Origin of the sequence: Tolypothrix sp. VBCCA 56010 (genome assembly GCF_050875635.1) — a bacterium.
Classification (GTDB): domain Bacteria; phylum Cyanobacteriota; class Cyanobacteriia; order Cyanobacteriales; family Nostocaceae; genus Hassallia.
Genome location: NZ_JBPAOH010000086.1, coordinates 1 through 24,741, shown reverse-complemented (window position 1 = coordinate 24,741; position 24,741 = coordinate 1). Strand labels below are relative to the sequence as shown.

Sequence of the window (24,741 nt, the reverse complement as noted above, 5' to 3'; positions counted from 1 at the left end):
CTACTTAACTAAAAATTGCTCTCCACTCCTTCATCTGTCGTGGCAAGGATAATAAAGTAGGACTTATGCAAAAATACCAAAAAACGAACCACGTTCGCCCTTGGCGTCTCCGAAGGAGAAGACACGAAGGACACGTTCGCGCTTCGCGTCTCGAAGAGAAGGAATAAGAGTTGCAAAGGGTTTTTGCGTAAGTCCTGTAAAGATAAAGCATTAGGAGGAAAAAGCGTGAGTACAATATTAGTAGCAGGTGCGACGGGTGGTGTCGGTAAGCGTGTGGTGCGACGACTGCGGGAAAAAGGTTATAAAGTGCAATGTCTCGTGCGGGATATCGACAAAGCACGGTCTATTTTGGGTAATGATGTTGACTTAATTGTTGCGGATATTACTAAACCGGAAACTTTGACTTCCCTGGTGATGAGTAATATCCAAGCTGTTGTGTGTTGTACAGCGGTACGGGTGCAGCCAGTTGAGGGAGACACAGCAGATAGAGCCAAATACAATCAAGGCATCAAATTTTACATGCCAGAAGTAGTTGGTGATACTCCGGAAAACGTGGAATATCAAGGTGTGAAAAACTTGGTACAAGCTGCAGGGAAATATTTGCAAAAATCTGGTGAAAAGGTGATATTTGATTTCACCAATATATCAGACGAGTTGAAGAATACTTGGGGTGCTTTGGATGATGTAGTCATGGGTGGTGTGAGTGCAAGTAATATGCAATTTGTGGAGGATACAGCTTTATTTACTGGCAATGTTTCCACCGCAAATTCTGGGGGTTTTGCTTCTGTGAGAACTACAAATTTCACTCCATCCTTCAATTTATCTGGTTACGATGGTATAGAATTGCGCGTTAGAGGTGACGGTAAACGTTATAAAATCTTTCTGCGGACAGAAGCAGTATGGGATGGCATTGGTTACGGCTTTTCTTTCGATACTGTCGCGAATACTTGGATAGATGTTCGCATTTCTTTCGCCGATTTGATTCCAGTATTTCGGGCAAAAAGTGTTAAAGATTGTCCCCCAATTGATAAAAGCAAAATTTGCTCATTTCAATTGATGTTAAGTAAGTTTGAATACGATGGTGCTTTAAATCCTAAGTTCTCCGATGGTGGTTTTGCTTTGCAGTTGCAATCAATTAAAGCCTATGGTGGGGAAACTTTACCACAATTTGTCCTTGTGAGTTCTGCGGGTGTGACTCGTCCCGGAAGACCGGGAATTAATTTAGATGAAGAACCCCCAGCAGTCAGATTAAATGATGAATTGGGAGGAATTCTTACTTGGAAGTTAAAGGGAGAAGATAGTTTAAGGGAAAGTGGAATTGCTTACACAATTATTAGACCTTGTGCGTTAACTGAAGAAGCTGGAGGAAAGGAATTAATTTTTGAACAAGGCGATAATATTAGAGGAAAAATCAGCCGCGAGGATGTAGCTGAACTTTGCGTGCAAGCGCTACAACTAACAAAGGCATGTAATGTCACCTTTGAAGTGAAAGAGAAAGAAGATAACGCTAATTATATCGATTGGCAGAGGTTATTTTCTGACTTACAAGCAGATAAATAATTGACAGTAGGGGTGGGTTTCCCCGCCCGTTATGAGGTATGAAGAAAATCTGGGCGCTTGGTGTCGCCGTGTTTGTGGTAATTATTATTTGGGGCGGTTTTTTGTCGTACCCGGCGTTATCGCAACAAATAGAATCCCGTCTCTATAACTTAGAAGCGGATGTTAATCGTGTGGAGTCGCGGTTAAATCAGATAGAGTCTGTGCTAAATCAAAATCGTTCCCCATCGTCAAGATTACCAGTTACATTACCACAGCCGGCGCGTAACAACAGACGTAATGTATCACAACAAGACCCGATGTTTGATAGACTAGCAACTTTAGTAGTTGAGTTGAAGCAACAAGTCAACAAATTAGAAACGCGAGTTTCTAAGTTGGAGTCCCGCTGATAGGAAATTAACATGACAGCAAATACCAATCAAGCAGCAAGTTATGAAGGTGGATGTCATTGCGGTGCAGTGCGCTTTCGGGTGGTAGTTGATAATCACAAAGTTGATGATTGTAACTGTTCTATTTGTAGGAAGAAGGGCTTTTTACATTTAATTGTGCCGCAAGATAAATTCACTTTGTTGCAAGGAAAAGATTTGTTAAGCAACTACAGATTTAATACAGGAGTTGCTGAACATAAATTTTGCTCTGTTTGTGGAATTCATTCTTTTTATATTCCGCGCAGTCACCCCGATTGTATTGATGTGAATGTGCGGTGTCTTGATGGTGATGTGATGTCAAACTTTGAAATTGTCCCTTTTGATGGTGCAAATTGGGAAGATAATATTCATAAGTTGATTAATTAACTTTGTTTCAATAGCGTTTTTCTATTGAATGAATTATATTCAGTTTTGTAGGGTGTGTTATGCCGTAGGCTAACGCACCTAGAAACCTAGTAAGGTGTGTTATTGCTGAGGGTACGGCATCATCCCAGATTTTCGGTGCGTTAGGACGCTTCGTCCATAACGCACCCTACCAGATTCTTCTCAAAGGTCAGCTTCCGAACTTGAAACTTCAGCTTCCGAACACGAAACTTCGAGTTCCGAACTCGAAACTTCAGCTTCCGAACACGAAACTTCGAGTTCCGAACTCGAAAGGTCAGCTTCCGAACACGAAACTTCGAGTTCCGAACACGAAACTTCAGCCTTTTATCTCGAAACTTCGAGTTCCGAACTCGAAACTTCAGCCTTTTATCTCGAAACTTCGAGTTCCGAACTCGAAACTTCAGCTTCCGAACTCGAAACTTCGAGTTCAGAACTCGAAACGTGAAAAAATAAGTGCGATCGCTACTTCAATTTTACATTCTTAAGATATTACACTTGACACAAAGCAAGTAACGTGTATATGCTTTACCCCAGCGTTAACATTCCTGCGGTCAAATCTGCTGCCAATCGCTTTATCTGCAACCAACGTACACCCAAGAGGATATCTTGCAGTTCATCTCCTCCTAAAACTTCAATGATGAACTCTTCTCCATCTAAAAGTACAGTTCCCTCATAAAGATTAAACCGTGTTTCCCCCCGTGCAGTTAACATATTCCGTTGTTCATTAATCTTAAGAGTCCATCCCAGAGTTAAAGCATCTTGGTTGTCAATTGCTAGCCAACCCGTAAAACCCGTATCCAGTAACGTATTAACTGGGATAACATCTTTATCAGCACTAATCAAACTAATTTCAAAGATTAACTCACCCTCATTATTAAATTCACCTGAAATCATATTGTGCCGCAAGTCCCGCTTTCATTAAGACGCATAATTAAGCGCATTTTATCAGGATGTTTTTCAAAAGCTTTTGCTCTAGCAACATTTTCATCTGCATCAATAAAATAATCTCCGCTTTCTGGCTCAATTACAATAAACCAGTTGTAGTGGTCTGAGATCAATTCTGGTTGAACTTTGTCAAAAATCATACGACAACGCTGAGAAAATAATTCATCTTCAGTTTTACGTCGTGCTTTCTCTTCCGGTGAGAGTTGATTTTCTGGGAATACTCGTCCTCGACGCGGGGTGCGATTAGAAGATAGTATCATGTTTTTTACTAGCCTTTAAATAAAGTAGTCGTTTACTTGCTGTGATAGATTGATTTTATCTAAGACGAGTGCATGAAAAAAAGCGATGCCGGGTACGGCAACGCTTCGCGATCGCAGCTAGAAACATTTCACGGGTGCGATCGCATTTACCCTAACGTCAGCACTCCTGCGGGAAAGTCTGCTACCAATCGCTTTGTCTGCAACCAACGTACACCCAAGAGGATATCTTGCAGTTCATCTCCTCCCAATGCTGGAATTGCAAACTCCTCTTCATCTAAAAACACGCTTCCTTGATAAAGATTAAATTGTACTTCGCCTCTTGCCGTTCGCATTTCTTCTTGCTGACTTTCTTTTAGCCATCCCAAACTAAAAGCATCTTGATTTTCAATCGCCAGCCAACCAGTAAATCCTGTATCTAGAAGCGCCTGGACTGGAATTATATCACTATCAGCAGAAATTAAACCGATTTCAAAAATTAACTCACCCTGGCTGTTAAATTCTCCATAAATCATATTTTGCCACAGGCTCCAGTCTCATTAATTCGCATCATCAAACGCATAGTATCACCAAATTGCTCGCGAGCTTTCTGTCTGGCAACATTTTCATCAACTTCAATAAAATAATCTCCGCTTTCTGGCTCAATCACTATAAACCAGTTGTAGTGGTCTGAGATCAATTCTGGTTGAACTTTGTCAAAAATCATACGACAACGCTGAGAAAATAATTCATCTTCAGTTTTACGTCGTGCTTTCTCTTCCGGTGATAGTTGGTTTTCGGGGAATACTCGTCCTCGACGCGGGGTGCGATTAGAAGATAGTGTCATATTTTTTACTAGCTTTGACAAAGAAGTAATTTGCTTGTTGTTATAAGTTGTTAGACTTACGCACCCACTAAAGCCTTGTAGGGGCAATTCATGAATTGCCCCTACCTAAATTCAAGCTTTGACGACATGAGTGCGTAAGTCCTAAGTTGATTTTATCTAAGATGAGTGCATGAAAAAAAGCGATCGCTTGGGAAACATCTCACGGGTGCGATCGCATTTACCCTAACGTCAGCACTCCTGCGGTCAAATCTGCTACCAGTCGCTTTGTCTGCAACCAACGTACACCCAAGAGGATATCTTGCAGTTCATCTCCTCCTAATGCTGGAATTGCAAACTCTTCTTCATCTAAAAGCACGCTTGCCTGATAAAGATTAAAACGTGCTTCGCCTCTTGCCGTCTGCATTCTACTAGGATTAATGTCAACAAGCCATCCCAAACTCAAAGCATCTTGGTTGTCAATTGCCAGCCAACCAGTAAATCCTGTATCTAGAAGCGCCTGGACTGGAATTATATCACCATCAGCAGCAATTAAACCAATTTCAAAAATTAACTCACCCTGAGTGTTAAATTCTCCGTAAATCATATTCTGCCGCAGGTTCCAGTTTCATTGATGCGGAGAATCAAACATAATTTATTAGGGTGTTTTTCATGTGCCTTTTGTCTGACAACCATTTCATCTGGATCGATGAAATACTCACCGCTATCTGGTTCAATAAATATAAACCAATCGTAGTGTTCTTTGATTAACTCTGGTTGTACTTGCTCAAAAATTACTTGACAACGCTGATTAAACTCTTCCCACTCAGCTTGACGTTTGATTTTCTCTTCGGTTGAGAGTCGGTTTTCTGGGAATACTCGTCCTCGACGCGGGGTGCGATTAGAAGATAGTGTCATGTTTTTTACTAGCTTTCACAAACAAGTAATTTGCTTGTTGTTATAAGTTGATTTTATCAACAGACGAGTGCATGAAAAAAAGCGATCGCCTGAGAAATCCCCAAGCGATCGCAGCTATTATTTAATTACTGACAAAAATTAACCAGCAACAGGTTCTAACAACTTGATATTCGAGAAGATAAATTCTTGAGTTGAAAGTTTTCCTTCTGTTTCGGTGCGAATTTCGCGACGATTGAGGATGAAATAGTTATCAACCTTTTCATACTCATCTGTAAATTCGCTTCTACCGCCTCTTTGTTCGCCCGTTTTCGGGTCGTGGTATACAGAGTCATAAGTGTGGGATAAATAGCCTTCACCAGTATCGTGACTGCTGAAAGTATTAATCGTGACAACAATGTTGTGGATATGACGGTGAACCATACACACTTCATTATTGCGGATTTTGTATCCATCGCCTTGAGACTTACCACCGACGAAAATCTCCACAGCACCAGTAGAGTCAGTGTCACCATAGCTGAAAGTATTCGCGCTGTGGACATCTTCAAAACTGCGACGGACGCGATGAATTGCTATTTCCCAAGCTTGATTGTGAATAATTTTCAGTGCTTGCTCATCTTCGACATCAGACACTTCAGCCTTGAGATCGGCATTAACGCGAACTTTACCAGTAATTACCTTATCATCCTCCTTATAGGTGATATCTGCGGTATAACCGGGAAAATTCTTATCCCAAGTGTAACGGTTTTCATAAGCAGCCCGGAGAAGTTCTTGGGCAGAAATTTGTGTAACTGTCATGTGCGTGTCCTATGGCTACTAGTTATCTTAACGTTTTACCTTTGCTGGTATTAGCATAGAAGTAATTATGGAGCCTTGCCTAGTCCCCAACTGGGTACACTTATGCCTAATTCTCTTCATAGCGTATTTCATGCGATCGCCAGCGCCCAAAACGAGCAAGAACTAAATAATGCCGTCATGGACACAGTTGGCGAACATTTTGGCGTGCAACGTTGGGGTATTTATCTGCTTGATGACCGCACAGCAAAGGATGGCATTCAAGATATCCCGGATGTGTGTATAGAAAGCAACCCTATTGGACGCTACGTCGTCGAGCGTCATGCACCGACTCACGAACAATTAATATTATCCCCAACCAGCTGGAAACAACTTTGCCCGCGTCAAGACCACGAACATGTGATGACCGGTCCAATTATTTGCGATGGTCGTCTGATCGGCACCCTCAACCTTGCCCGTTTTAGCGGAAATCCTGCCTTTGATGCCAACGATTTAGCCGACCTGAGCGCCTTGTGCTTGCATTTGTCCGCAAAACTAGCAACTTTACGCAGCAAATCAGTAACATTTAATTCTCAGTTAGCAAGTAAGCTGACACCGCGAGAATTAGAAATAGCTGAATTAGTCGCGCAGGGTTTAACTAATGCGGAAATTGGCGGAAAACTTTGGATTAGCCAAAATTCAGTCAAGCAAGCTTTGAAGCGGATGTTTCGCAAGCTAGAAGTTTCAGCACGGGCAGAAATGGTAGCGAAATTACAGGAGGTGCTGAATTGATATGCCTGGCGACTAAAGTCGCGGCTATACGAACAAAGTCCGCAAAGGCGGACTTAATGCCTAAAAGTCCGCAAAGGCGGACTTCGTTCTTGTAGCCTCAGACTTCAGTCTGCAATTGATGAGTGCTGAAGTGCGATCGCCTGAGTCTGTGCTTTTGATGCTTGTATTAATTCCTCTCCAAATTTCTTCACTTGCTGCACTAAAACATCTCCGGCATTTTCTGGAGAACCAGCGTTAAAAGGTGGTGCGGGATTATACTCCAAAAGCAGCTGAATCATCTTAGCTGTTTCCTCGCCGCAGAGTGTCGCAGCAATTACCAATCCAAAGTCAATTCCAGCAGTAACACCACCACCTGTAATGCGGTTGCGGTCAATCACTACTCTTTCATTTCCTACCTCAACACCTAACATCCCCAATTGGTCGCGAAATGCCCAATGACAAGCAGCGCGGTAGCCTTGAAGCAGTCCGGCAGCAGCTAAAATTAAAGAGCCTGTACAGACCGATGTGATATATTTGGCTGTTTGTCCCTGCTGCTGAAGAAATTTCAGCACCTCAGTATCCCCCATCATCTCTACTTGTCCCGGTCCACCGGGAACGCATAAAACATCTAAAGCTGGACAATCATCAAAAGTCGCAGTCGGCAAAATTGTCATTTTTTCACTGCTTGTGACTGCTGCTAAAGTCTTCCACAACAGATGCACGCGAGTATTAGGCATAAAGGTAAAAACTTGATGCGGTCCAGTTAAATCAAGCTGAGTCATGCCAGGGTACATTAACAAACCAATATTGTATTCTGGGTTAGTCATATTCGTTATTTCTCAATGCTTTTCCTAACTCACATCTTGCACCAAAGTATTCATACTGATTTTTTACGTTTTTAATAAACATATATTTTTCTCAACAACCCGAAAAATAGGTATTCCTAGCCTGCGTAGGCCTAAGTACAGGACAAAAAGAAGTTAAAACGAGTCGAGAAAAGGGTTTCATGTAAATAGAGTAAAAATTGAAATGAAACCCTATGTCCGAGTTTAGTAGATTGCGTCCAATTCTGGGAAAGCATTTTCAGTGGCATGGTGCCCGATTAACATTTTTGGCACAATTTTTGGTGTCAGTAATTCGAGTACGTAGTGTCAACTTGTCTGAATTGTCAACTGCTTTTGTTGGAAAAACACTTCAGGCATCAAACTACAAACGACTACAGCGATTTTTTCGAGAGTTTCGCCTTGATTACGCAGAGTTTGCGTACAGTATTGCAGCTTGGGTAGGGATAAAAGAAGATTGGGTACTGGTACTAGACAGAACACAGTGGGAGTTTGGTAATCAAATGCATAACGTTTTAATGCTCGCTATTGCTTATAAAGGTGTAGCGATTCCATTGTTATGGACATTGCTAGCAAACCGCTCGAACAGTTATTCTTATCAGCGAAAAGCATTACTGCATCGCTTCAAACGTATCTTTCCTAACCAAGGAATTGCTTATCTGACCGCAGACAGGGAATTTATCGGCAAAGATTGGTTAAGCTATTTATGCGATCGCCACATTCGTTTTTGTATTCGTATTCGTGAATGCGATCATTTGTATGATGGACAACGCTCACTTTCACCTCGTATCCTATTTGCTAATTTACAAGCAGGAGAAATACAAGTTCTATCAAAGCGTAGACGCGTAGGTGGAGTTTGGGTGTTTGTAGTAGCTACGCGCCTCAAAGATGGTAAACTCCTTGTTATTATTACATCTGAGCAACATAATTCAGTTTTGCTTGACTATGCTTGTCGGTGGCAGATTGAAACTTTGTTTGGTTGCTTAAAATCCCGTGGCTTCAATCTTGAGGCGACTCACATCTCTCGTCGAGATCGCCTAAGTAAGATGCTTGCCTTGTTGACGATCGCTTTGATGTGGTCACTACATACTGGTGAATGGCAACACCAGCAACAAAAATTACCTCTCAAAAAACATGGTCGTCCTCCCCTTAGCCTTTTTCGACTTGGTTTAGATTTTTTACGTCGTGCTTTATTTAATCTTGATGCTCAACCTATACTGTTTCGACAATCTCTGAGTTTTTTGTCCTGTACTTAGGCGTAGGCAGGCTTTGTTCGTATAGCCTCACCCTTCTAGGGTGTAGGTGCAAGATATCAGCTAAAGCTAGAGTAATATTGATGACTTTGCCTTGCCTAGTCCTCGAAAGAGTACATTCAAGCCTTAAAAAGATTGTTTCGCAAGCTGGAAGTATCAAATCGTGCGGCAATGGTAGCGAAATTGCAGGATATTTTTGTTTCTGTTGAACGAGGGACTAGGGATTAGAGACTGGGGACTGGAAAGATTTAGATCGGGATTGGTGTCGCGAATCAAATCTGGAAAAAATAAAAAGGGCTTACGCACGCATAATAATTTTTTGTGACATTTTTAGCTTGCCAACTACCACTTGATTTTGCTAAATTGACCAAGTTGAAGCTAACATGTTAGTTTTCAAATCTCAAGGCTAATCTTCAGGTGTTGCAGCAACTACTAAACAAAAGTAAAAGCGAGTTTGAGTTATCGGGTGATGTCACGCTAGCCAGTGCAACATCCCAGTTATTCAGTTCCCTAGAAAATCAGATACATGAAACAAACGCAATTGTGGTCTGTTGTCACTTTGTCAACAACTGTTTTGGGGCTACCGTCAGTTGGTCGTGCTGCAACAACCAACGGAAATTCTACCACTCCCGGCGAGACAGCTTCTGGTGATGCGATGAATGTGAAAAAATCCCAATCTTTAAGGGAAAAACTAACCTCGCGTGGTATAGTTACTGAAATTCATGCTCATAACTTAGCAGGTCGTCAGGCGGCAACGCTGTATATCCGCAATATTCCGTTTCTTACCTTTGTTAGTCAAGCGGATATCAGCAACCCAACAGAAAAAGCAAGTGCGATCGCTGCTAAAATCAATCAACTAATAACAGACAAAGTTGATGCTAGCCAAATTACAGTCAGTTGGAAAGCTGCCAGCTATATCATCAAAGTCAATGGTGAAGAACTGGTAGAAATCGATGGAGACACAACACGTTTACCAGATACAACCAATAACCTCTCACAAGATGCGTTGCAAGCCACCAATCGCTTGCGGAGACTAATCGATGTCACTCATGCCTTAAACCAAATTAATAGTATCCCACTTCCACCCCAAGAACCGATTAAACAGCCGCAGCAGGTGAAAAAGCCACCACAGCAAAATACTGGTGGGCAAGTGCAAGCCACCTCTAAAGGCATGGCATCGTATTACAGCTATGAAGGTGGTAATCGGACTGCAACTGGTGAGAGATTTAATCCTCAAGGATTCACCGCAGCCCATCGCAGCTTGCCTTTTGGTACACTAGTTCGTGTCACCAACACTGGCAATGGTCGTTCTGTAGTCGTGCGAATAAATGACCGAGGTCCATTTATACGCGGTCGAGTAATTGACCTTTCTCTGGGTGCGGCAAGAGAATTAGGAATGATTAGCAGTGGTGTTGCCGCAGTGAAATTAGAAATTTTGAGTAATTAATCCTCACCGACACCTTAAAAGGTGTCACAGGCTTATAGCCTGTCTGACTCACCAAGCCCCGTTGGGGCGGGGTGTGGGGTTGCACATTCGTGATAGCCCCAACAACCGCCTTCGTCAGAAGCCCCGTCTTTTAAGACGATTGCGTTGGTCGGGCATCCTCGCCCCGAAGGGTGTCGTCTCCCCCCCTACACCCTACCCCCTACACCCCACACCCTTCTTCTTGACCAAATCCGCCACCACCTGGGGTTTCAATCACAAAAACATCCCCAGGTTGCATTTCTACCGTTGCTGTGCTATCTAAATTCTCTTGAGTTCCATTCTGACGTAATATCCAGTTGCGTCCTACCAGTCCGGCTTCTCCACCATTTAAGCCAAAGGGACGAACTAATCGATGTCCGGAGAGAATATTAGCTGTCATCGGTTCGAGAAACTTGATACGGCGAATCACTCCATTTCCGCCCGAATGTTTTCCTTTACCGCCGCTATCACAACGAAGACTAAAACTTTCTAAAAGTACAGGATAGCGGGTTTCTAAGACTTCTGGATCGGTGAGGCGGGAGTTTGTCATGTGAGTTTGGACACCATCAGTACCATCAAAATCAATTCCTGCGCCGGAACCGCCGCAAATGGTTTCATAATATTGATAGCGATCGCTTCCAAAAGTAAAATTATTCATCGTTCCCGCAGATGCAGCCATCACCCCCAAAGCACCATATAAAGCATCAACAATAGTTTGCGAAGTCTCCACATTACCCGCGACTACTGCTGCTGGATAAGTTGGATTCAGCATACAGCCAGAAGGGATAATAATTTCTAGAGGATTAAGACACCCCGCATTCAGAGGAATATTATCATCAACTAGAGTCCGGAAGACATATAAAACAGCGGCTTGAGTTACAGCTTTAGGAGCGTTAAAGTTACTATTTAGCTGCTTTGAAGTGCCTGTAAAATCAATTTTGGCAGTGCGATTTGTTTTGTCAATTGTTACTTTCACTTGAATTTGTGCTTGGCTATCCATTTCATAGGTAAATTCGCCATCTTTTAAAACATCAATCGCTCGTCTAACTGCTTCCTCTGCATTATCTTGCACAAATTTCATGTAAGTTTGCACTGTCTCCAGCCCATATTGTGAGATTATTTTACGCAGTTCTTGCACTCCTCTTTCATTGGCAGCAATTTGTGCTTTGAAATCAGCTATATTTTGGTCAGGGTTACGAGCCGGATAAATATGATTTAAAAGATGCTGTCTAACTAATCTTTCTTGAAAATTACCTTCTTCAACCAAAAGAAAATTATCAAATAAAATTCCTTCTTCTTCTACCGTGGTACTGTGGGGAGGCATTGAACCGGGAGTAATTCCACCGATATCTGCTTGGTGTCCGCGAGAAGCAACGTAGAAAATAACTTGTTTTCCATCTTCGTCAAAAACCGGGGTAATTGCAGTTACATCAGGAAGATGCGTTCCCCCGTTGTATGGATTATTTGATAGATAGACATTTCCTGGTTTTAAAGTGTCGCCTTTATCGTTAATTAAACTGCGAACACTTTCACTCATTGAGCCTAAATGTACAGGAATGTGGGGGGCATTAGCAACTAATAATCCGGAAGAATCAAAAATAGCGCAGGAGAAATCTAAACGTTCTTTGATATTTACAGATGCTGCCGTGTTTTGCAGAACAATCCCCATTTGTTCGGCGATAAATTGATAAATATTTTTAAAAATTTCTAAGCGAACTGGGTCGGGTTGAGATGTTGTGTACATTTTTAGATTTTGTTTACTTTAAATGAGATAATTTTGAATTAATAAGTCTGACGTTTTAAAATTTGCTGCACAGAACCATACATTTCGCCTGTTAAAGCTTCAAGTTCATGCTCGATATCTTCCCAACGTCCAAGTTTACTCGTCCATCTTCCGTTAGATAATTGTCTGGCAGCGTAGGTTGGTTCACCATCAGAAGTAGCGTATATTGCTATCTTCTCAAAACCCGCTTCCAGTTCGGAATTATTGCAAAGTTCATATCCTAAACTTTTGTATGCTTGGATAAAAGCTGACATAGTTAATTCTGCTATTGCACTTTCTACCCAGTAATACATATTATCTGGGTCTATTGGACTCCACCAGCGGTCGTCCTCACCCGCAGCCCAAGCGAAACAATTATATGATGTACTTTGCTTGCTGGTTACGGAATATTCAGTGCGTGATAAGTTGGGAAACTTGTTTTCTTTATAGCTTTCCAACCTACCATCTGTACCCATTTGCTCTTCCCCATTCAATCCAAGCTTGAGCCATTTGCTTGAGTCTACCACGCTGTTCGGGCTTGACAGGATTTGCTCCCGTAATTGCACTTAAAGCCCAAAACCAATGATCTGGCTCGCGCTCTAGTTCGCGCATAATCAAAGGTACTACAGGTTGTCCTATTCCGATTATTCTTTGATAAGCAGGATGCATTGATATTTTGGAGGTAACGGAGAGCATTCCTGTCTCACGTCGCCATTGTTCCGCTAATTCTAAGAATGTAGTTTCTATTTCTGCGGTTTCAATGACCGGATAAAGGTAAGGTGACATTTAACTTCTATTTAGGTTTATTACAAGAGAACTGACATTGATAATTATCCCGCAAATACAGATGAAAATTGATGAATTAATCAATGTAAGCACTTTATTTAAGCACTCTCTGTACTTACTACTGTGAAAGCGAAATTTTGCACATTTCGCCTGTTGTAGAAAATCCTGCACGGGTGTAAATTCGCACTTCCTCTTCATGTGCTGCCATGAGAAATGCCAGCGTAACACCCGCGTCAAAAGCTTCTCGTACCAGTCGAGTTGTCAAGGCTCCTGCTATCCCCCGTCGGCGAAATGCAACACGCACACCGATACCAGCCACTTCTGTCGTTTGATTTCCCGGCACGGTACACACTCCAGCCCCCGCAGGTTCTTTGTTTGATGCTACACGAGCAAGTACGGCGATTTCACCTGCTCGCAGTCTATCGCGAAGACGTTTACCATCTTCGGGACTTGGTGCAGACTCTCCGTAAGCCTCGTTTTGCACCGTAACTGTAGCAAGCATCTGGGCATCAGAAACTGGTACGATTAATTCGATGTCTGGAGGAACGGGAAGCCATCGCTCTAAACCAGGAGTACAAGTCATCAGTGGCAAGCGTCCCTCAACGGTGAAACCAGCAGCTACCAGTGCCTCCTCCACAGCAGGTGCGAGTGTTGCAACGTACTCTAAACGCGGCTTTCGTCCGCGACTTTCATAGGCAGCGATTAAAGCGTTTACGTCGCTGAGTGACGGTGTGGCTGCGTCGTCGGGGATGGCATAGTTAAGAAAGGGATTGGCGCTATGGCGGTTGAAGGTAGCCAGGAATGGTCCGATTTGCTCTGTGTCACGTTGCTGGCTTGCCGCAAAGCGCAAATATGACTGAATGCGAGAGTCCATAAATAGCCTTTTTATTGTCAAATGAAAGCAATTGATGAAAAATAGCGTTTGTACATGGAGGTAGAATTATGACACTTTATTTAGACTCAGCAATTATATCTGAAGCTGAAGAAGCGAGCCTTATGGGCTGGGTGAAGGGTATTACGACAAATCCAACACTGTTGGCTCAAAGCGATTCCCCACCGGAAACCACGCTCAAAAAATTAATCCAATTGACGAATGGACCAGTGTTTTACCAGCTAATGGCAACTGATTTCGATCAAATGCTAACAGAAGGAAGGAAAGCTTCTGAGATTATTGGCTCCCAAACTGTGTTGAAGATTCCAGCAACATCAGTAGGATTTCAAGTGGTCGCACGTCTGTCTGTGTCTATTACTTGTTCGGTGACAGCGATTTATAGTGCTTCCCAGGCAGCAGTGGCACGGGAGGCGGGTGCTAAAATCGTAATAGCTTATGTAAATCGTGCTACCCGGTTGTTAGGTGACGGTATTGCCTTGGTGCGGGATATGGCAAGCGTACTCAGAGGTAGCGATACTGAGATTTTGGGTGCTAGTATCAAATCCCCTGAAGAAGCCGCTGCGTCGCTACAAGCCGGAGCGCATCATCTGACTCTACCCTTGGCTATGCTGAAAGCTATGGCTACCCACGAGCTTTCAGAAAAAACTGTTGAAGAATTTGCTAAAAACGGCATTGGCTTAAAGATTTAATGCTGACCGAGCAATTTTAGATTTGAGATTTTGGATTGGAAGTTGAACTTGCCCCATTCCAGTCTGTAATGGTTTATTAGAAGGTAACTGACATTGATAATTATCTTGCAAATACAGATGACATGTGATGAATTAATCAATCTTTACGCTCTAAAATTAGATGATTACGCTCAGTTAATCTCGCTTTCCATAATGGTTCAACTACAATCGTGCTAATTTTTTCGACAATAATTGCCGGTCCACTAATACTATCTTCCGGCTGTAAATCTTCTCGTCTATAAACGGGTGTATCATGCCATTTATCAGCGCTAAACATTCTAATCTCAACAGATGTGGGTATTTCATGTAGAGGACGCTTACGAGTAATTAAAGGTTCTTCGGGAGTATCCATTTTTTGAATTACTTCTACTGAAACAGATTCAACAATTAAGCTTTTCTCTAATTGAATAAAACCATAACGCGATTTATGCTCAACTTCAAACTCCTCCCGCATTCTCACCACATCCAAATCAAAATTTACAGCCAAAATGGAATTAGTCCCCTCATACTTCAAATTAACCTTTCTAACTAACTCCTCTTCATATCCGCGTACCTCTGCGCTTTCCTCTGTGTAACTCTGCGTTTCAAACTCTTCTCTTGCTTGAACTTCCAAACTCTTCATTAACTTCTGTAATTGCGGAATTGATGCTTGCGTTAAAGGCTGTTCTACTCCTTGTTCTCTAATCGCTCTAACATCAGCTAAACCCATTCCATAAGCAGAAAGAACTCCAGCATAAGGATGCAAAAATATCTTTTTCATCCCCAAAGTATCGGCTATTAAACAAGCAACTTGTGCCCCAGCACCGCCAAAACAACAAAGTACATATTGAGTTACATCATAACCTCTTTGGAGACTGATTTTTTTAATTGCGTTCGCCATGTTTTCGACAGCGATCGCTATAAATCCCGCTGCTACTTGTTCGGGTGTCCGAGCATTTTTTGTCACAGCTTCAATCTCTTGAGCTAATTCTGTAAACTTCTCAATCACAATATCTTTATCTAAAGGCAAATTACCATCTAATCCAAAGACAGAAGGAAAATATTGCGGGTGAATTTTGCCTAACATTACATTAGCATCTGTTACCGCTAAAGCTCCACCACGCCGGTAAGACGCAGGTCCAGGATTTGAACCAGCAGATTCGGGTCCGACACGATAACTAGAACCATCAAAAAATAAAATTGAACCTCCACCAGCCGCAATTGTATTAATTGCTAATACAGGAACTCGCATTCTCGCTCCCGCAATTTCTGTATTCAATTGTCGTTCATACTCTCCTTTATAGTGGGCAACATCTGTACTTGTTCCACCCATATCAAAGGTAATTATTGACTCAAATCCCGCTCTTTTGCTAGTTTGAACTGCGCCGACAATTCCCCCAGCAGGACCACTTAAAATGCTATCTTTGCCTTGAAATTGTTGGGCATCAGTTAAGCCTCCATCAGATTTCATAAACATTAATTTAACTTGGGGTAACTGACTGGATACAGAGTTAACGTAGCGACGCAGAATTGGAGTTAAATAAGCATCTACGACTGTTGTATCTCCTCGGCTGACCAATTTCATTAAACAACTAACTTGATGAGATACAGATATCTGTGTAAATCCGATTTCAAGCGCGAGTTGGGCAACTTGTTGTTCGTGGTGGGGATAGCGATCGCTGTGCATAAAAACTATGGCACAACTGCGAATTCCTGTATTATAAATCGTTTGTAAGTCGTTTTTTACTTGTTCTATATTTACAGGGGTTAATTCTTGACCATGAGCATCATATCGTTCATCAACTTCAATTACTTGCTCATAAAGCATCGTTGGTAAAATGATATGACGGGCAAAGATGTGAGGACGGTTTTGATAACCTATTCTTAAGGCATCTTTAAAGCCTTTAGTAATGAGAAGAACTAGGCGATCGCCTTTTCTTTCTAACAGTGCATTTGTGGCAACTGTTGTACCCATTTTGACTACTTCTATCGCTTCATTAGGAATGGGTTCGTTACCTGAAAGACCGATGATATCGCGAATGCCTTGAATTGCTGCATCTTGATATTGTTCGGGATTTTCTGAAAGTAATTTGTATACTATTACCCATTGCTGGTTAGGTAGGGGAACGATTAGAAAGCGTTCGGGATGTGTTGATAGTCTGTCTGCGATCGCTTGATTATTCGTAACAGCGACAATATCTGTGAATGTACCACCGCGATCGGCAAAAACTTTTAACATTGCTCGGTTTTTTTAATGGTCTATAAGTAGAGTAGCAGTCGGATGTGTGCTGTTTCTACTTCAGGTGTGATTATTAAAATTGAAAATACTTTCTTTGGGCAAGCTAATGGATGCGTATCTCCAAGGTTTTATGGCTAGTTTATTGGTAAGATAATATTGTGCCAATATTCTCACGCATCAGCGTAATTTATCGTGTCTGCAAAAGATATCTTCCATGATATTGTCAAAGCAGCTTTACAAAAAGATGGCTGGATAGTTAACAAAGACCCGTTATATTTGCGACTAGGTGACGACCAAATACGGATTGATTTAGGCGCGGAACGTTTAATTATTGCAGAACGGGAAAAAGAACAAATAGCTGTAGAGGTTAAAAGTTTTCTTGCACCTTCAGCACTAACAGAGTTTCACACAGCTTTAGGGCAGTTCCTCAATTATCGAGCGGTATTGCAAGTGAAACAACCCCACCGAAAGCTATACTTGGCAGTATCAGTAGATATCTACCAAAGTTTTTTTCGTCGAGATTTACCTCAACTAAGTATTCAACTTTACGAACTTAAAATAATTATATTCGACCCAGTTGCTGAGGTGATTGTGCAATGGATAAATTAAATAGTTACCGTCAATTCATTTGTCAGGTACTTAACGAATACGCGCAAATGAAACCTGGTAATGGCGACATTCAAGTTTATACTATTTTCGATATGTCAGGCGACCATTATCAAATTTTTCATGCAGGTTGGGATGGACATCAACGAATATTCGGGGCATTAATTCATATTGATTTAATAGAAAATAAAATTTGGATACAGTATGACGGTACTGAGACAGGAGTTGCAAATGATTTAGTGTCGTTGGGTGTTCCTAAACAAGATATTGTTTTGGCATATCATTCACCATTTATGCGGCAATTTGATGGTTTTGCAGTTGTGTAACGCGACTTTTGGCAATAAAGATATGTCTTTGGGATGCGATCGCACTCCTAGAATGCATTCATGTTGTATAGAAAACAGCGATAGTATCATAACTTGCCGATTATCCTTTAATTTTGCCCTAACTTTGTTTTGTTATCACCGGAATTTACGGCTATTTATATGTAATCATTAAAGACAGTATTTTTCCTGACGAGTGGCTATAAGCGGCAAAATGCCGGAAGCATGTCACGGAAAATTTCAGCGCCAAATGGTATCTACATAAACTCCTCGCATGAACAGTGGAACTCAAGTCAACAAAATCCTGATTTTGGCAGCAAGCCCGAAAGACATGAACAGAGTGCGTCTAGAGGAAGAGTTGCGTGACATCGAGGAAGTTTTACACAGAGCAAGAAACCGTGAGCAATTTGAAGTCAAGCTCAAGCTGGCAGTGCGCTCCAGAGATATTCGCCAAGCTTTGCTAGATTTTGAGCCACAGATTGTCCATTTTTCTGGACATGGAGAGGGAGAAGGCGGCTTGGTATTTGAAGATGTAACAGGAAAGGCGAAGCTAGTAGATGCAGAGGCTTTAGCAGAACTGTTTGATCTGTTCACCAAACACGTAAAATGTGTGGTACTCAATGCTTGTTATTCGGAGTTTCAAGCTAAAGCGATCGCGCAACATATAGATTATGTCATTGGCATGAGTCAGGCGATCGGCGATAGAGCCGCAATTGAATTTGCCGTTGGCTTTTACGATGGTTTGGGTGCCGGGAGAAGTTTTGAAGATGCCTATAAATTTGGTAAGAATGCTATCCACATAGCAAGTATTCCAGAGCATCTGACACCTAAACTGCTGAGAAAAAGCCAGTTGGGGACGGAAGGTGCAAATACAATCGTTAGTGTTGAACCTCTAACGTTAGAGTCTACTAGTTCCATATCTAATGTAAATGAACTATCCACGACAGTAGACTATACCCGTTTACGGAAGACTTTAGTAGAAGGTAAATGGAAGGAAGCGGATCTCGAAACCAAGGCGATAATACTTAGGTTATCTGGTCGAGAATCAGAGGGGTGGCTTCAAGCAGAAGATTGCAGAAAATTATCCTGTGAAGTCCTACGTGAAATAAATCAACTTTGGGTAGAACTCAGCAATCACCGATTCGGGTTTAGTGTACAGCTGGGTATTTGGCAAAGTCTCGGAGGAGCAAAGAATTCAGGTTATGACACTTTTAAATGTTTCGGCGATCGCGTTGGTTGGTCACAACAAGGAAACTGGAGAACTAAAGACAGCCTCATCTTTTCTTCAGATGCTGATTATGGACACCTACCGTATTGCAGAGAATGGTTATATAAGGGTTATCCTAATACGATTGTAAGTCGATTCACTGCTGTGATGTCCAAGCTTGAAGAGTGTGAGATTCAACCTATAACTAATTTTATTGAAGTAGATACAACTGCAAAGAGTATAAATGATAATGTGATTTCTGAACCGATAGACTACACTTGCTTGCAAGATTTGCTAGTAGCAAAAAAGTGGAAGGAAGCGGATCAAGAAACTGTGGCAGTTATGCTGAAAGTAGCAGGAAAAGAAAAGCAAGGCTGGCTTGATACTGAATCAATAAACAACTTTCCACGTAGTGATTTACGCATCATTGACCAACTTTGGATAAAACATAGCGATGGACGTTTTGGCTTAAGTGTGCAACAGCGCATTTGGGATAATGTAGGTAGAGACTACGAGAAGTTTGGCGATTGCGTTGGCTGGCGTAAAGGAATGTTGTGGAACAAACAATGGTTATATTATGGTCAACTCACCTTCAACCAAAGTGCCCCCCAAGGACATTTCCCAGCAGCCGGAGTTTTTCGTGATTTGGAATCGGGTAGGGGATTTTATTGGATATATATTCTCTCACGTCCAGACTTGTAAAGTCTAATCTTTGTCAAACGAAGGCACAGACAAAAAATGCAATTCCATAGATATTATTCATGATGCTGTCAAAAACGCTTTGATTAAGGATGGGTGGACAATTACAGCCGACCCTTACACAATTAAATATGAAGAGGTCAAGTTATTTGCCGATCTAGCCGCAGAACGGCAACTTTTAGCCGAACGCTCTGGACAAAAAATCGTTGTTGAAGTCAAAAGTTTTACTGGTGCATCGTTCATCCGAGACTTGGAGGAAGCTTTAGGTCAGTATATTATCTACCGGAACCTATTAACTGTAACAGCCCATGATTATGATTTATACTTGGCTATCAACGAGCGCACTTTCATTGGCTTTTTTCAACAAAAGGCGATTCAATTAATAGTCCAACAGAATCAAATGCGTTTAATTGTTGTAAACATTGCAAGTGAGGTAATTACGCAATGGATAGAATAGCTCACTACCGCACTCTAATTAAGAATATTTTGACAAAGTACGACCAATTAGCAACTAACCCACCGACATTTGGTGTAGAAACCCTGTTAGCCTTCGATGAAGAACGCGACCAGTATCTTTGGTTTCAGGTAGGTTGGACTCAGAAAGAACGGGTACGAGGAATTACAGTTCACATTCGTATGAAAGATAACAAAATTTGGATTGAGGAAGACTGGACAGAAGAAGGAATTGCCAATGCTTTAGTTGAAGCTGGTGTACCTAAAAGTGATATTGTCCTAGCATTTCATCCTCCAGAAGTGCGTTGTGATACTAATTTTGCACATTTTTAAATTTAAATTGGTAACTGATGCGATCGCCTGACTGACCCATAATATAATCCAGCAAGATTTTGAGAAGTCTAATAAAGAAAAGCGATCGCGCAACATATTGATTATGTCATTGGCATGAGTCAGGCGATCGGCGATAGAGCCGCAATTGAATTTGCCGTTGGTTTTTACAATGCTCTAGGTGCTGGGAAAAGTTTTGAAGATGTTTACAAACGATGATTCTGCTAAAGTCACTCAGACCAGAGATAGTTAGCAATCATTTTAATGGGAAACTTATCCAGATAGAAAGATAAAATTACTTAGTCAAGTAATGTTTTAGTTCTCCATTAGGCATTGTTGCACCGTTTAAGATAGTATTTTGAAAAATAGTGCCGTTTATATTTGCTCTAAGTAATATAGCTTGTTGCAAAATTGTTTTGGTTAAATTAGCTCTTGTTAAATTAGCTCCAACAAGATAACAATATGAAAGATTAGCTTCTGTAAAATTGGCTTCTTTTAAATCTGCTTCAGTTAAATCAGACTGAAAAAGGAAAGCTTTTTTTAAATTAGCTCCTTGAAGATTTGTTTCTCTTAAATTTGATTGTTCAAGTCTTGCTTCTTGAAAGTTTGCTCCTTGAAGATTGGCACCAGATAAATATACTTGTCCAAGTTTTGCTTTTATAAGACTGGCTCCTTGGAGATTAGATTGTTGAAGGATGCTACTAACAAGATCAGCCCCATTAAGATTAGCCCTACTAAGGTTTACTTTCAAAAGATTTGTATTCGATAAATCTGCTTTTTGAAGATTGGCTCCTTGAAGATTGGCTTTACTGACATAAGCCTGGTTTAAATCAGCATTTGATAAATCAGCACCCGATAAATCAGCACCCGATAAATCAGCACTTGTTAAATTAGCACCCGATAAATTAGCATTTTTAAGATTTGCTCTAAATAAAAAAGCTTGTTGAAGTTTAGTTTTTTGAAGATTAGCTCCCTGAAGGTTTGCTTCACCAAGATAAGCAAGATTTAAATTTTTATTTGATAAATCAGCATTCGACAAATCACATCTAGAACAATTATTTGTTTTGAGTAACTGTTCCAAATGCTGAGGATTGGCAGCAAATACAGGCAAGGAGATTAATACATTAACCAATAGAAAAGAACCTAAGAAAGCTTGCTTCATAAAGTTGCAGAAATTATTTGTATCATATTTAATATGAAAATTATATTATTTGAGAAAATTTAATAATTATTTAAAATCTTTATCAAAAACAAAAGCAACGCATTAGAAGTGACAGTGTAATATGTGAACAGTTGACAGGTGTAACCCCAAGGCTTACGATAAAAATTGATTAAAACGTTTAAGCATAAAGGATTAAGAAATCTTTTTGAGAATGATGATAGAAGTGGTGTGCAACCTAAACACGCAGAAAAATTGTTAGATATTCTTGATAGACTTGACGCTGCAATTGATATTGAGGATATGAGATACCCAGCTTCTAAGCTTCACCAGTTAAAAGGTAATCGAAAAAGTGAATGGTCAATCTTCTGTATCAGGAAATTGGCGCCTTACTTTTGAATTTGAAAACGGTAATGCTTACGTTGTTAATTACGAAGATTATCACTAGGTAATTAATTATGATGACTAAAAGAAAACCAAGACACCCCGGTGCTTTGATTAAACGTCAATATCTAGAACCTTTAGAAATGAGTAATACTCAGCTTGCTGAGATTTTAGGTGTTTCACGTAAAACAGTTTCCGAAATTGTTAACGAACAAGCTAGCGTCTCCCCTCTTATGGCTCTACGTTTAGCAAAAGCTTTTCAAACAACCCCAGAACTTTGGTTAAATCTACAGCAAAAATATGACCTTTGGAATGCTGTACAAGAGTCTGAAATATTAAGTAAAATAACACCTATCAATTTAGAGGCTTGCTAAATAGTCATTTTTAATAACCTTATAACTCCCCACACGAGCGGGTTTTTCATTGTCCCAATCTTAAAAATGTCGGGAAATATAGCTAGAATGACGCATGATTACAACCCATAAAGCTATTATGCTAAACTATGACTTTCATTGTTCAGGCTTGCAAATCAGCCCGCAGATCATCAAGCGTACCACGTTTAGCTGTATCTGTTCTGACTGCTTCTTTGCGTTTGTGCTGCATTTCTAGCAATTTTTACCCTCACCATCATTCCCGTCGGCTTTTTCACTATAATAAGCACAACGCAATTACACACGGAAAAATGGAAAAACTTGATCGCATCACGGTTAATCCTAACGTTTGCTTGGGGCAACCGACGATTCGGGGGATGCGAATCACTGTCAGCGTCATCCTCAAAATGCTAGCGAGTGATAAGTCCGTGGCAGAAATATTAGAAGCGTATCCAGAACTTGAAGCCGAAGATGTCCAGCAAGCAATCAAATACGCTGCGTGGGTTGTTTCCGATCAAATTCAGATAGTCCCAAGCGCTTGAAGAACACTAAAATTCCAATGGATTTTCCTTTTTCTCTAGTTCTTCTTTCATAGCTCATAATTCTCCAGCAAGCCGTAAAGCATTTCCAACTAGAGACGCTGAAATGCGAAAATCCGCTTGTGATAATGCAGTTAGTAGTGGCTTAATCTCAGCAATCACACCCTTTTGTTTAGCGCGTAGCAGCATTCCTACAGTACCGATTACTTTTAAATTAAGTTGTTGAGCAATACGCCGAGCATTTCTATCATCAAGGATGATCAAGACATCTCCTAATTCCATTGCTAGTGCTATTGCTTCAGCTTCTCCATCATCTACTTGAGTTTTCAGCTCCCGCAACAACTGCTATATTTTGAACAGCTCTTACTTTCAGCCAATCTGCGGATAAGCCGACTTCAGCCTGTACAGCTAACGGTATCATGACAGTGGAGAATACTTCAGGCAGTATATCTAATCGTCCAATACGCTCTAACCCAATCAGGCATGTACTGTTAGTAACTGTCTGTTCGCTCAAAAACTGATCTCCCGTTCTAATTCCTCAGCCGGATAGTCGATTACCGGAACCCCCATCTTGCCTAATAATTCTATAAATGTTTTTTTAGAAAAACCTGCTAACTTTGCAGCTTGTCCGAGTGATAGTTTTCCAGTTTCAAATAGTTTAACACTAAGCAGTAATCGTGCTTCTTCAATGGAAATATTTGAGGGTAGTTCTACAGTTAGTTGATTCATATATGCTTTGCCTAACTAAAAAATTTGCCTTTTTAATTTATACATTTTATTACTCAGTAATCTCCTCTAACTTATCTAGAGCATCTTGTAGTGCTTGACGGCAAAACTCTGGGTAGTTATCAATAACTTTGATTTTTTCAGCCATTGACTTAGTAACCCTGATAGCGATTCTCTCTGTTAAAGGTTCATCCCTACTAGTGGTAAATTGATGTTTTTTTAAATAAGGCTTTTCCTCACGATTAGGCATTTTAAGTTTTATTAAAATTCATATATCGCTAGGCAACAAGCGATAATAATTAGTTTGGTGGCTACCGACTGTCCAGGGAGATAGCCACCAAATCCATTAATCAATATCAACCAATGGACAATTCCATGTTTACACGTTCTGAACTGGAAATCAAAACACTCAAACAGTTAAAAGATTTAGCTAGTCGTTACGGCATTAAGGCAACAGGCAATCCAGCGTACAAAACCTCTTGGATTACGTCCTTAATGGCTTTTCCAGTGCTAGCGATTCAACAAGTCAAGGAAGGGAGAGGATTAAAAAGTCCCACCTTTGTAAGCTTTCAAGCGTTGGGTACTGCACTCGATGAAATGGAAACTCCCACTCTTGAGCAAACCGCACTGATTAAAATCACATTCAACTACCCCGTCCTGCCCTTCGGGTCTGAGGACGGGGATTGTTAAGAACAAACTTAGCAACGTAAGTGTTGAATAGCCCACTGAGACTAATTACGGTTAAAGACTTCCAAGTGCTTCCCCAGCTTGGACATCCTCTAAGACTATTTGTTTAGTCGTTGCGTTACGGCAAGCCATCTGTAATTGGTTGGGCGAGGGGACTAATAACTTTACTCGAAGGATTATCTCTTTATGCGAGTATCAGTTTTGTCAAAGCGCGGATTACCTTTAATGCCAACTAAACCCAGCAGAGCGCGTCGTTGGTTAAAAGAAGGAAAAGCGCGAGTTGTTTACAACGATTTAGGAATCTTTCAGATCCAACTAACCAAGTACGCCAAGGAAGAAACCCAGCCCATAGTTGTTGGAGTAGATCCAGGCAAATTGGTGCGAATCGTTGGCTAGAAACTAAAGCCCACATGGACTTGGAGGATTAGCCGCAAGGTACAGAACCTTGACAACTGAATGACCATGTAGGTGAGAGTCA

33 protein-coding genes and 1 pseudogene are annotated in these 24,741 nt (G+C 41.1%); 17 read left to right on the top strand and 17 right to left on the bottom strand.

Translation table 11 applies throughout. The features are described from left to right. Window positions 1-213: 213 nt before the first annotated feature. The 3 genes and pseudogenes from AABK37_RS25300 to AABK37_RS25290 form a co-directional block, all read left to right on the top strand. Window positions 214-1,560: pseudogene (locus AABK37_RS25300) on the top strand (CIA30 family protein); the annotation flags it as partial. Between the two features lie 38 nt (window positions 1,561-1,598). Then, window positions 1,599-1,946 carry a hypothetical protein gene (locus AABK37_RS25295; protein WP_432554276.1) on the top strand — a complete coding sequence of 116 codons (348 nt, stop codon included), beginning with the start codon at window positions 1,599-1,601 and terminating at the stop codon, window positions 1,944-1,946. Between the two features lie 12 nt (window positions 1,947-1,958). Further along, window positions 1,959-2,351 (top strand): GFA family protein, encoded by a 393-nt coding sequence (locus AABK37_RS25290; RefSeq protein WP_432554275.1) that lies wholly within the window; start codon window positions 1,959-1,961, stop codon window positions 2,349-2,351. Between the two features lie 543 nt (window positions 2,352-2,894). Here AABK37_RS25290 and AABK37_RS25285 read toward each other — a convergent pair. The 7 genes from AABK37_RS25285 to AABK37_RS25255 form a co-directional block, all read right to left on the bottom strand. Continuing rightward, window positions 2,895-3,263 carry an aspartyl protease gene (locus AABK37_RS25285; protein WP_432554274.1) on the bottom strand — a complete coding sequence of 123 codons (369 nt, stop codon included), beginning with the start codon at window positions 3,261-3,263 and terminating at the stop codon, window positions 2,895-2,897. Continuing rightward, window positions 3,260-3,574, bottom strand: coding sequence for a hypothetical protein (locus AABK37_RS25280; protein WP_432554273.1), 315 nt, complete (start codon window positions 3,572-3,574; stop codon window positions 3,260-3,262). The genes AABK37_RS25285 and AABK37_RS25280 overlap by 4 nt, the downstream gene beginning before the upstream one ends. 146 nt (window positions 3,575-3,720) lie before the next feature. Then, the gene (locus AABK37_RS25275) at window positions 3,721-4,086 is read right to left on the bottom strand and encodes an aspartyl protease (RefSeq protein WP_432554272.1); all 366 of its coding nucleotides are present in this window, start codon (window positions 4,084-4,086) and stop codon (window positions 3,721-3,723) included. Then, window positions 4,083-4,397: a hypothetical protein gene (locus AABK37_RS25270; RefSeq protein ID WP_432554271.1), complete on the bottom strand. Its 315-nt coding sequence runs from the start codon at window positions 4,395-4,397 to the stop codon at window positions 4,083-4,085. Before AABK37_RS25270 ends, AABK37_RS25275 begins: the two co-directional genes overlap by 4 nt. 217 nt (window positions 4,398-4,614) lie before the next feature. Further along, window positions 4,615-4,980, bottom strand: coding sequence for an aspartyl protease (locus AABK37_RS25265; protein WP_432554270.1), 366 nt, complete (start codon window positions 4,978-4,980; stop codon window positions 4,615-4,617). Then, window positions 4,977-5,291: a hypothetical protein gene (locus tag AABK37_RS25260; RefSeq protein WP_432554269.1), complete on the bottom strand. Its 315-nt coding sequence runs from the start codon at window positions 5,289-5,291 to the stop codon at window positions 4,977-4,979. The genes AABK37_RS25265 and AABK37_RS25260 overlap by 4 nt, the downstream gene beginning before the upstream one ends. Before the next feature lie 138 nt (window positions 5,292-5,429). Beyond that, on the bottom strand, window positions 5,430-6,086 hold the full coding sequence (locus AABK37_RS25255) for a DUF3386 domain-containing protein (RefSeq protein WP_432554268.1): 657 nt from the start codon (window positions 6,084-6,086) through the stop codon (window positions 5,430-5,432). Between the two features lie 102 nt (window positions 6,087-6,188). On the opposite strand from AABK37_RS25255, the gene AABK37_RS25250 reads away from it, so the two are divergent. Continuing rightward, complete coding sequence (locus tag AABK37_RS25250; RefSeq protein WP_432554267.1) at window positions 6,189-6,854, top strand: LuxR C-terminal-related transcriptional regulator; 666 nt, start codon at window positions 6,189-6,191, stop codon at window positions 6,852-6,854. Between the two features lie 104 nt (window positions 6,855-6,958). Here the strand turns inward: AABK37_RS25250 and AABK37_RS25245 are convergent, their stop codons facing one another. Further along, window positions 6,959-7,660, bottom strand: a complete 702-nt coding sequence (locus AABK37_RS25245; protein WP_432554266.1) for a DJ-1/PfpI family protein — start codon at window positions 7,658-7,660, stop codon at window positions 6,959-6,961. 212 nt (window positions 7,661-7,872) lie between these two features. Here AABK37_RS25245 and AABK37_RS25240 point away from each other — a divergent pair, with 212 nt between their 5' ends. Next, on the top strand, window positions 7,873-8,931 hold the full coding sequence (locus AABK37_RS25240) for an IS4 family transposase (RefSeq protein ID WP_432554265.1): 1,059 nt from the start codon (window positions 7,873-7,875) through the stop codon (window positions 8,929-8,931). A 523-nt stretch (window positions 8,932-9,454) separates the two neighbouring features. Then, window positions 9,455-10,375 (top strand): septal ring lytic transglycosylase RlpA family protein, encoded by a 921-nt coding sequence (locus AABK37_RS25235; RefSeq protein WP_432554264.1) that lies wholly within the window; start codon window positions 9,455-9,457, stop codon window positions 10,373-10,375. 199 nt (window positions 10,376-10,574) lie between these two features. Here AABK37_RS25235 and AABK37_RS25230 read toward each other — a convergent pair whose 3' ends face one another. The 4 genes from AABK37_RS25230 to AABK37_RS25215 all read right to left on the bottom strand — a co-directional run bounded on the left by AABK37_RS25230 (window position 10,575) and on the right by AABK37_RS25215 (window position 13,815). Beyond that, a complete protein-coding gene (locus AABK37_RS25230; protein WP_432554263.1) occupies window positions 10,575-12,137 on the bottom strand; it encodes a hydantoinase B/oxoprolinase family protein in 1,563 nt (520 codons plus the stop codon). 38 nt (window positions 12,138-12,175) lie between these two features. Next, window positions 12,176-12,631, bottom strand: coding sequence for a DUF7689 domain-containing protein (locus tag AABK37_RS25225; RefSeq protein ID WP_432554262.1), 456 nt, complete (start codon window positions 12,629-12,631; stop codon window positions 12,176-12,178). Beyond that, complete coding sequence (locus tag AABK37_RS25220) at window positions 12,615-12,941, bottom strand: hypothetical protein (RefSeq protein ID WP_432554261.1); 327 nt, start codon at window positions 12,939-12,941, stop codon at window positions 12,615-12,617. The genes AABK37_RS25225 and AABK37_RS25220 overlap by 17 nt, the downstream gene beginning before the upstream one ends. A gap of 118 nt (window positions 12,942-13,059) precedes the next feature. After that, window positions 13,060-13,815, bottom strand: a complete 756-nt coding sequence (locus AABK37_RS25215; protein WP_432554260.1) for a GNAT family N-acetyltransferase — start codon at window positions 13,813-13,815, stop codon at window positions 13,060-13,062. Window positions 13,816-13,883: 68 nt separating this feature from the next. Between AABK37_RS25215 and AABK37_RS25210 the strand changes: the two genes are divergently transcribed. Next, window positions 13,884-14,522 carry a transaldolase family protein gene (locus tag AABK37_RS25210; RefSeq protein ID WP_432554259.1) on the top strand — a complete coding sequence of 213 codons (639 nt, stop codon included), beginning with the start codon at window positions 13,884-13,886 and terminating at the stop codon, window positions 14,520-14,522. Between the two features lie 136 nt (window positions 14,523-14,658). On the opposite strand, the gene AABK37_RS25205 is transcribed toward AABK37_RS25210, so the two are convergent. Continuing rightward, window positions 14,659-16,779 (bottom strand): hydantoinase/oxoprolinase family protein, encoded by a 2,121-nt coding sequence (locus AABK37_RS25205; protein ID WP_432554258.1) that lies wholly within the window; start codon window positions 16,777-16,779, stop codon window positions 14,659-14,661. A gap of 192 nt (window positions 16,780-16,971) precedes the next feature. Here AABK37_RS25205 and AABK37_RS25200 point away from each other — a divergent pair, with 192 nt between their 5' ends. The 5 genes from AABK37_RS25200 to AABK37_RS25180 all read left to right on the top strand — a co-directional run bounded on the left by AABK37_RS25200 (window position 16,972) and on the right by AABK37_RS25180 (window position 20,400). Further along, window positions 16,972-17,388: a XisH family protein gene (locus AABK37_RS25200; RefSeq protein WP_432554257.1), complete on the top strand. Its 417-nt coding sequence runs from the start codon at window positions 16,972-16,974 to the stop codon at window positions 17,386-17,388. Further along, window positions 17,376-17,711, top strand: coding sequence for a XisI protein (locus tag AABK37_RS25195; RefSeq protein WP_432554256.1), 336 nt, complete (start codon window positions 17,376-17,378; stop codon window positions 17,709-17,711). The genes AABK37_RS25200 and AABK37_RS25195 overlap by 13 nt, the downstream gene beginning before the upstream one ends. A gap of 271 nt (window positions 17,712-17,982) precedes the next feature. Then, window positions 17,983-19,617 (top strand): GUN4 domain-containing protein, encoded by a 1,635-nt coding sequence (locus AABK37_RS25190; RefSeq protein WP_432554255.1) that lies wholly within the window; start codon window positions 17,983-17,985, stop codon window positions 19,615-19,617. A gap of 10 nt (window positions 19,618-19,627) precedes the next feature. Then, window positions 19,628-20,071 carry a XisH family protein gene (locus AABK37_RS25185; RefSeq protein ID WP_432554254.1) on the top strand — a complete coding sequence of 148 codons (444 nt, stop codon included), beginning with the start codon at window positions 19,628-19,630 and terminating at the stop codon, window positions 20,069-20,071. Continuing rightward, on the top strand, window positions 20,059-20,400 hold the full coding sequence (locus AABK37_RS25180; RefSeq protein WP_432554253.1) for a XisI protein: 342 nt from the start codon (window positions 20,059-20,061) through the stop codon (window positions 20,398-20,400). The genes AABK37_RS25185 and AABK37_RS25180 overlap by 13 nt, the downstream gene beginning before the upstream one ends. A gap of 292 nt (window positions 20,401-20,692) precedes the next feature. On the opposite strand, the gene AABK37_RS25175 is transcribed toward AABK37_RS25180, so the two are convergent. Continuing rightward, window positions 20,693-21,559: a pentapeptide repeat-containing protein gene (locus AABK37_RS25175; RefSeq protein ID WP_432554252.1), complete on the bottom strand. Its 867-nt coding sequence runs from the start codon at window positions 21,557-21,559 to the stop codon at window positions 20,693-20,695. A 228-nt stretch (window positions 21,560-21,787) separates the two neighbouring features. Between AABK37_RS25175 and AABK37_RS25170 the strand changes: the two genes are divergently transcribed. From AABK37_RS25170 to AABK37_RS25160, 3 genes are all read left to right on the top strand, one after another. Next, window positions 21,788-21,955 (top strand): type II toxin-antitoxin system RelE/ParE family toxin, encoded by a 168-nt coding sequence (locus AABK37_RS25170; protein ID WP_432554285.1) that lies wholly within the window; start codon window positions 21,788-21,790, stop codon window positions 21,953-21,955. A 59-nt stretch (window positions 21,956-22,014) separates the two neighbouring features. Next, window positions 22,015-22,314, top strand: a complete 300-nt coding sequence (locus tag AABK37_RS25165; protein WP_432554251.1) for a HigA family addiction module antitoxin — start codon at window positions 22,015-22,017, stop codon at window positions 22,312-22,314. A 308-nt stretch (window positions 22,315-22,622) separates the two neighbouring features. After that, window positions 22,623-22,853 carry a DUF433 domain-containing protein gene (locus tag AABK37_RS25160; protein WP_432554250.1) on the top strand — a complete coding sequence of 77 codons (231 nt, stop codon included), beginning with the start codon at window positions 22,623-22,625 and terminating at the stop codon, window positions 22,851-22,853. Window positions 22,854-22,907: 54 nt separating this feature from the next. On the opposite strand, the gene AABK37_RS25155 is transcribed toward AABK37_RS25160, so the two are convergent. The 3 genes from AABK37_RS25155 to AABK37_RS25145 form a co-directional block, all read right to left on the bottom strand. Beyond that, entirely contained in the window at window positions 22,908-23,189 is a 282-nt protein-coding gene (locus tag AABK37_RS25155) for a DUF3368 domain-containing protein (RefSeq protein ID WP_432554249.1), read from the bottom strand. Window positions 23,190-23,360: 171 nt separating this feature from the next. Beyond that, window positions 23,361-23,579 carry a UPF0175 family protein gene (locus AABK37_RS25150; RefSeq protein WP_432554248.1) on the bottom strand — a complete coding sequence of 73 codons (219 nt, stop codon included), beginning with the start codon at window positions 23,577-23,579 and terminating at the stop codon, window positions 23,361-23,363. A gap of 49 nt (window positions 23,580-23,628) precedes the next feature. Beyond that, window positions 23,629-23,826, bottom strand: coding sequence for a hypothetical protein (locus AABK37_RS25145; RefSeq protein WP_432554247.1), 198 nt, complete (start codon window positions 23,824-23,826; stop codon window positions 23,629-23,631). Window positions 23,827-23,951: 125 nt separating this feature from the next. Here AABK37_RS25145 and AABK37_RS25140 point away from each other — a divergent pair, with 125 nt between their 5' ends. Together AABK37_RS25140 and AABK37_RS25135 are read left to right on the top strand one after the other, a co-directional pair. Beyond that, window positions 23,952-24,266, top strand: coding sequence for a hypothetical protein (locus AABK37_RS25140; RefSeq protein WP_432554246.1), 315 nt, complete (start codon window positions 23,952-23,954; stop codon window positions 24,264-24,266). Window positions 24,267-24,449: 183 nt separating this feature from the next. Then, the gene (locus tag AABK37_RS25135) at window positions 24,450-24,659 is read left to right on the top strand and encodes an RRXRR domain-containing protein (protein ID WP_432554245.1); all 210 of its coding nucleotides are present in this window, start codon (window positions 24,450-24,452) and stop codon (window positions 24,657-24,659) included. The last annotated feature ends 82 nt before the right edge of the window (window positions 24,660-24,741 follow it).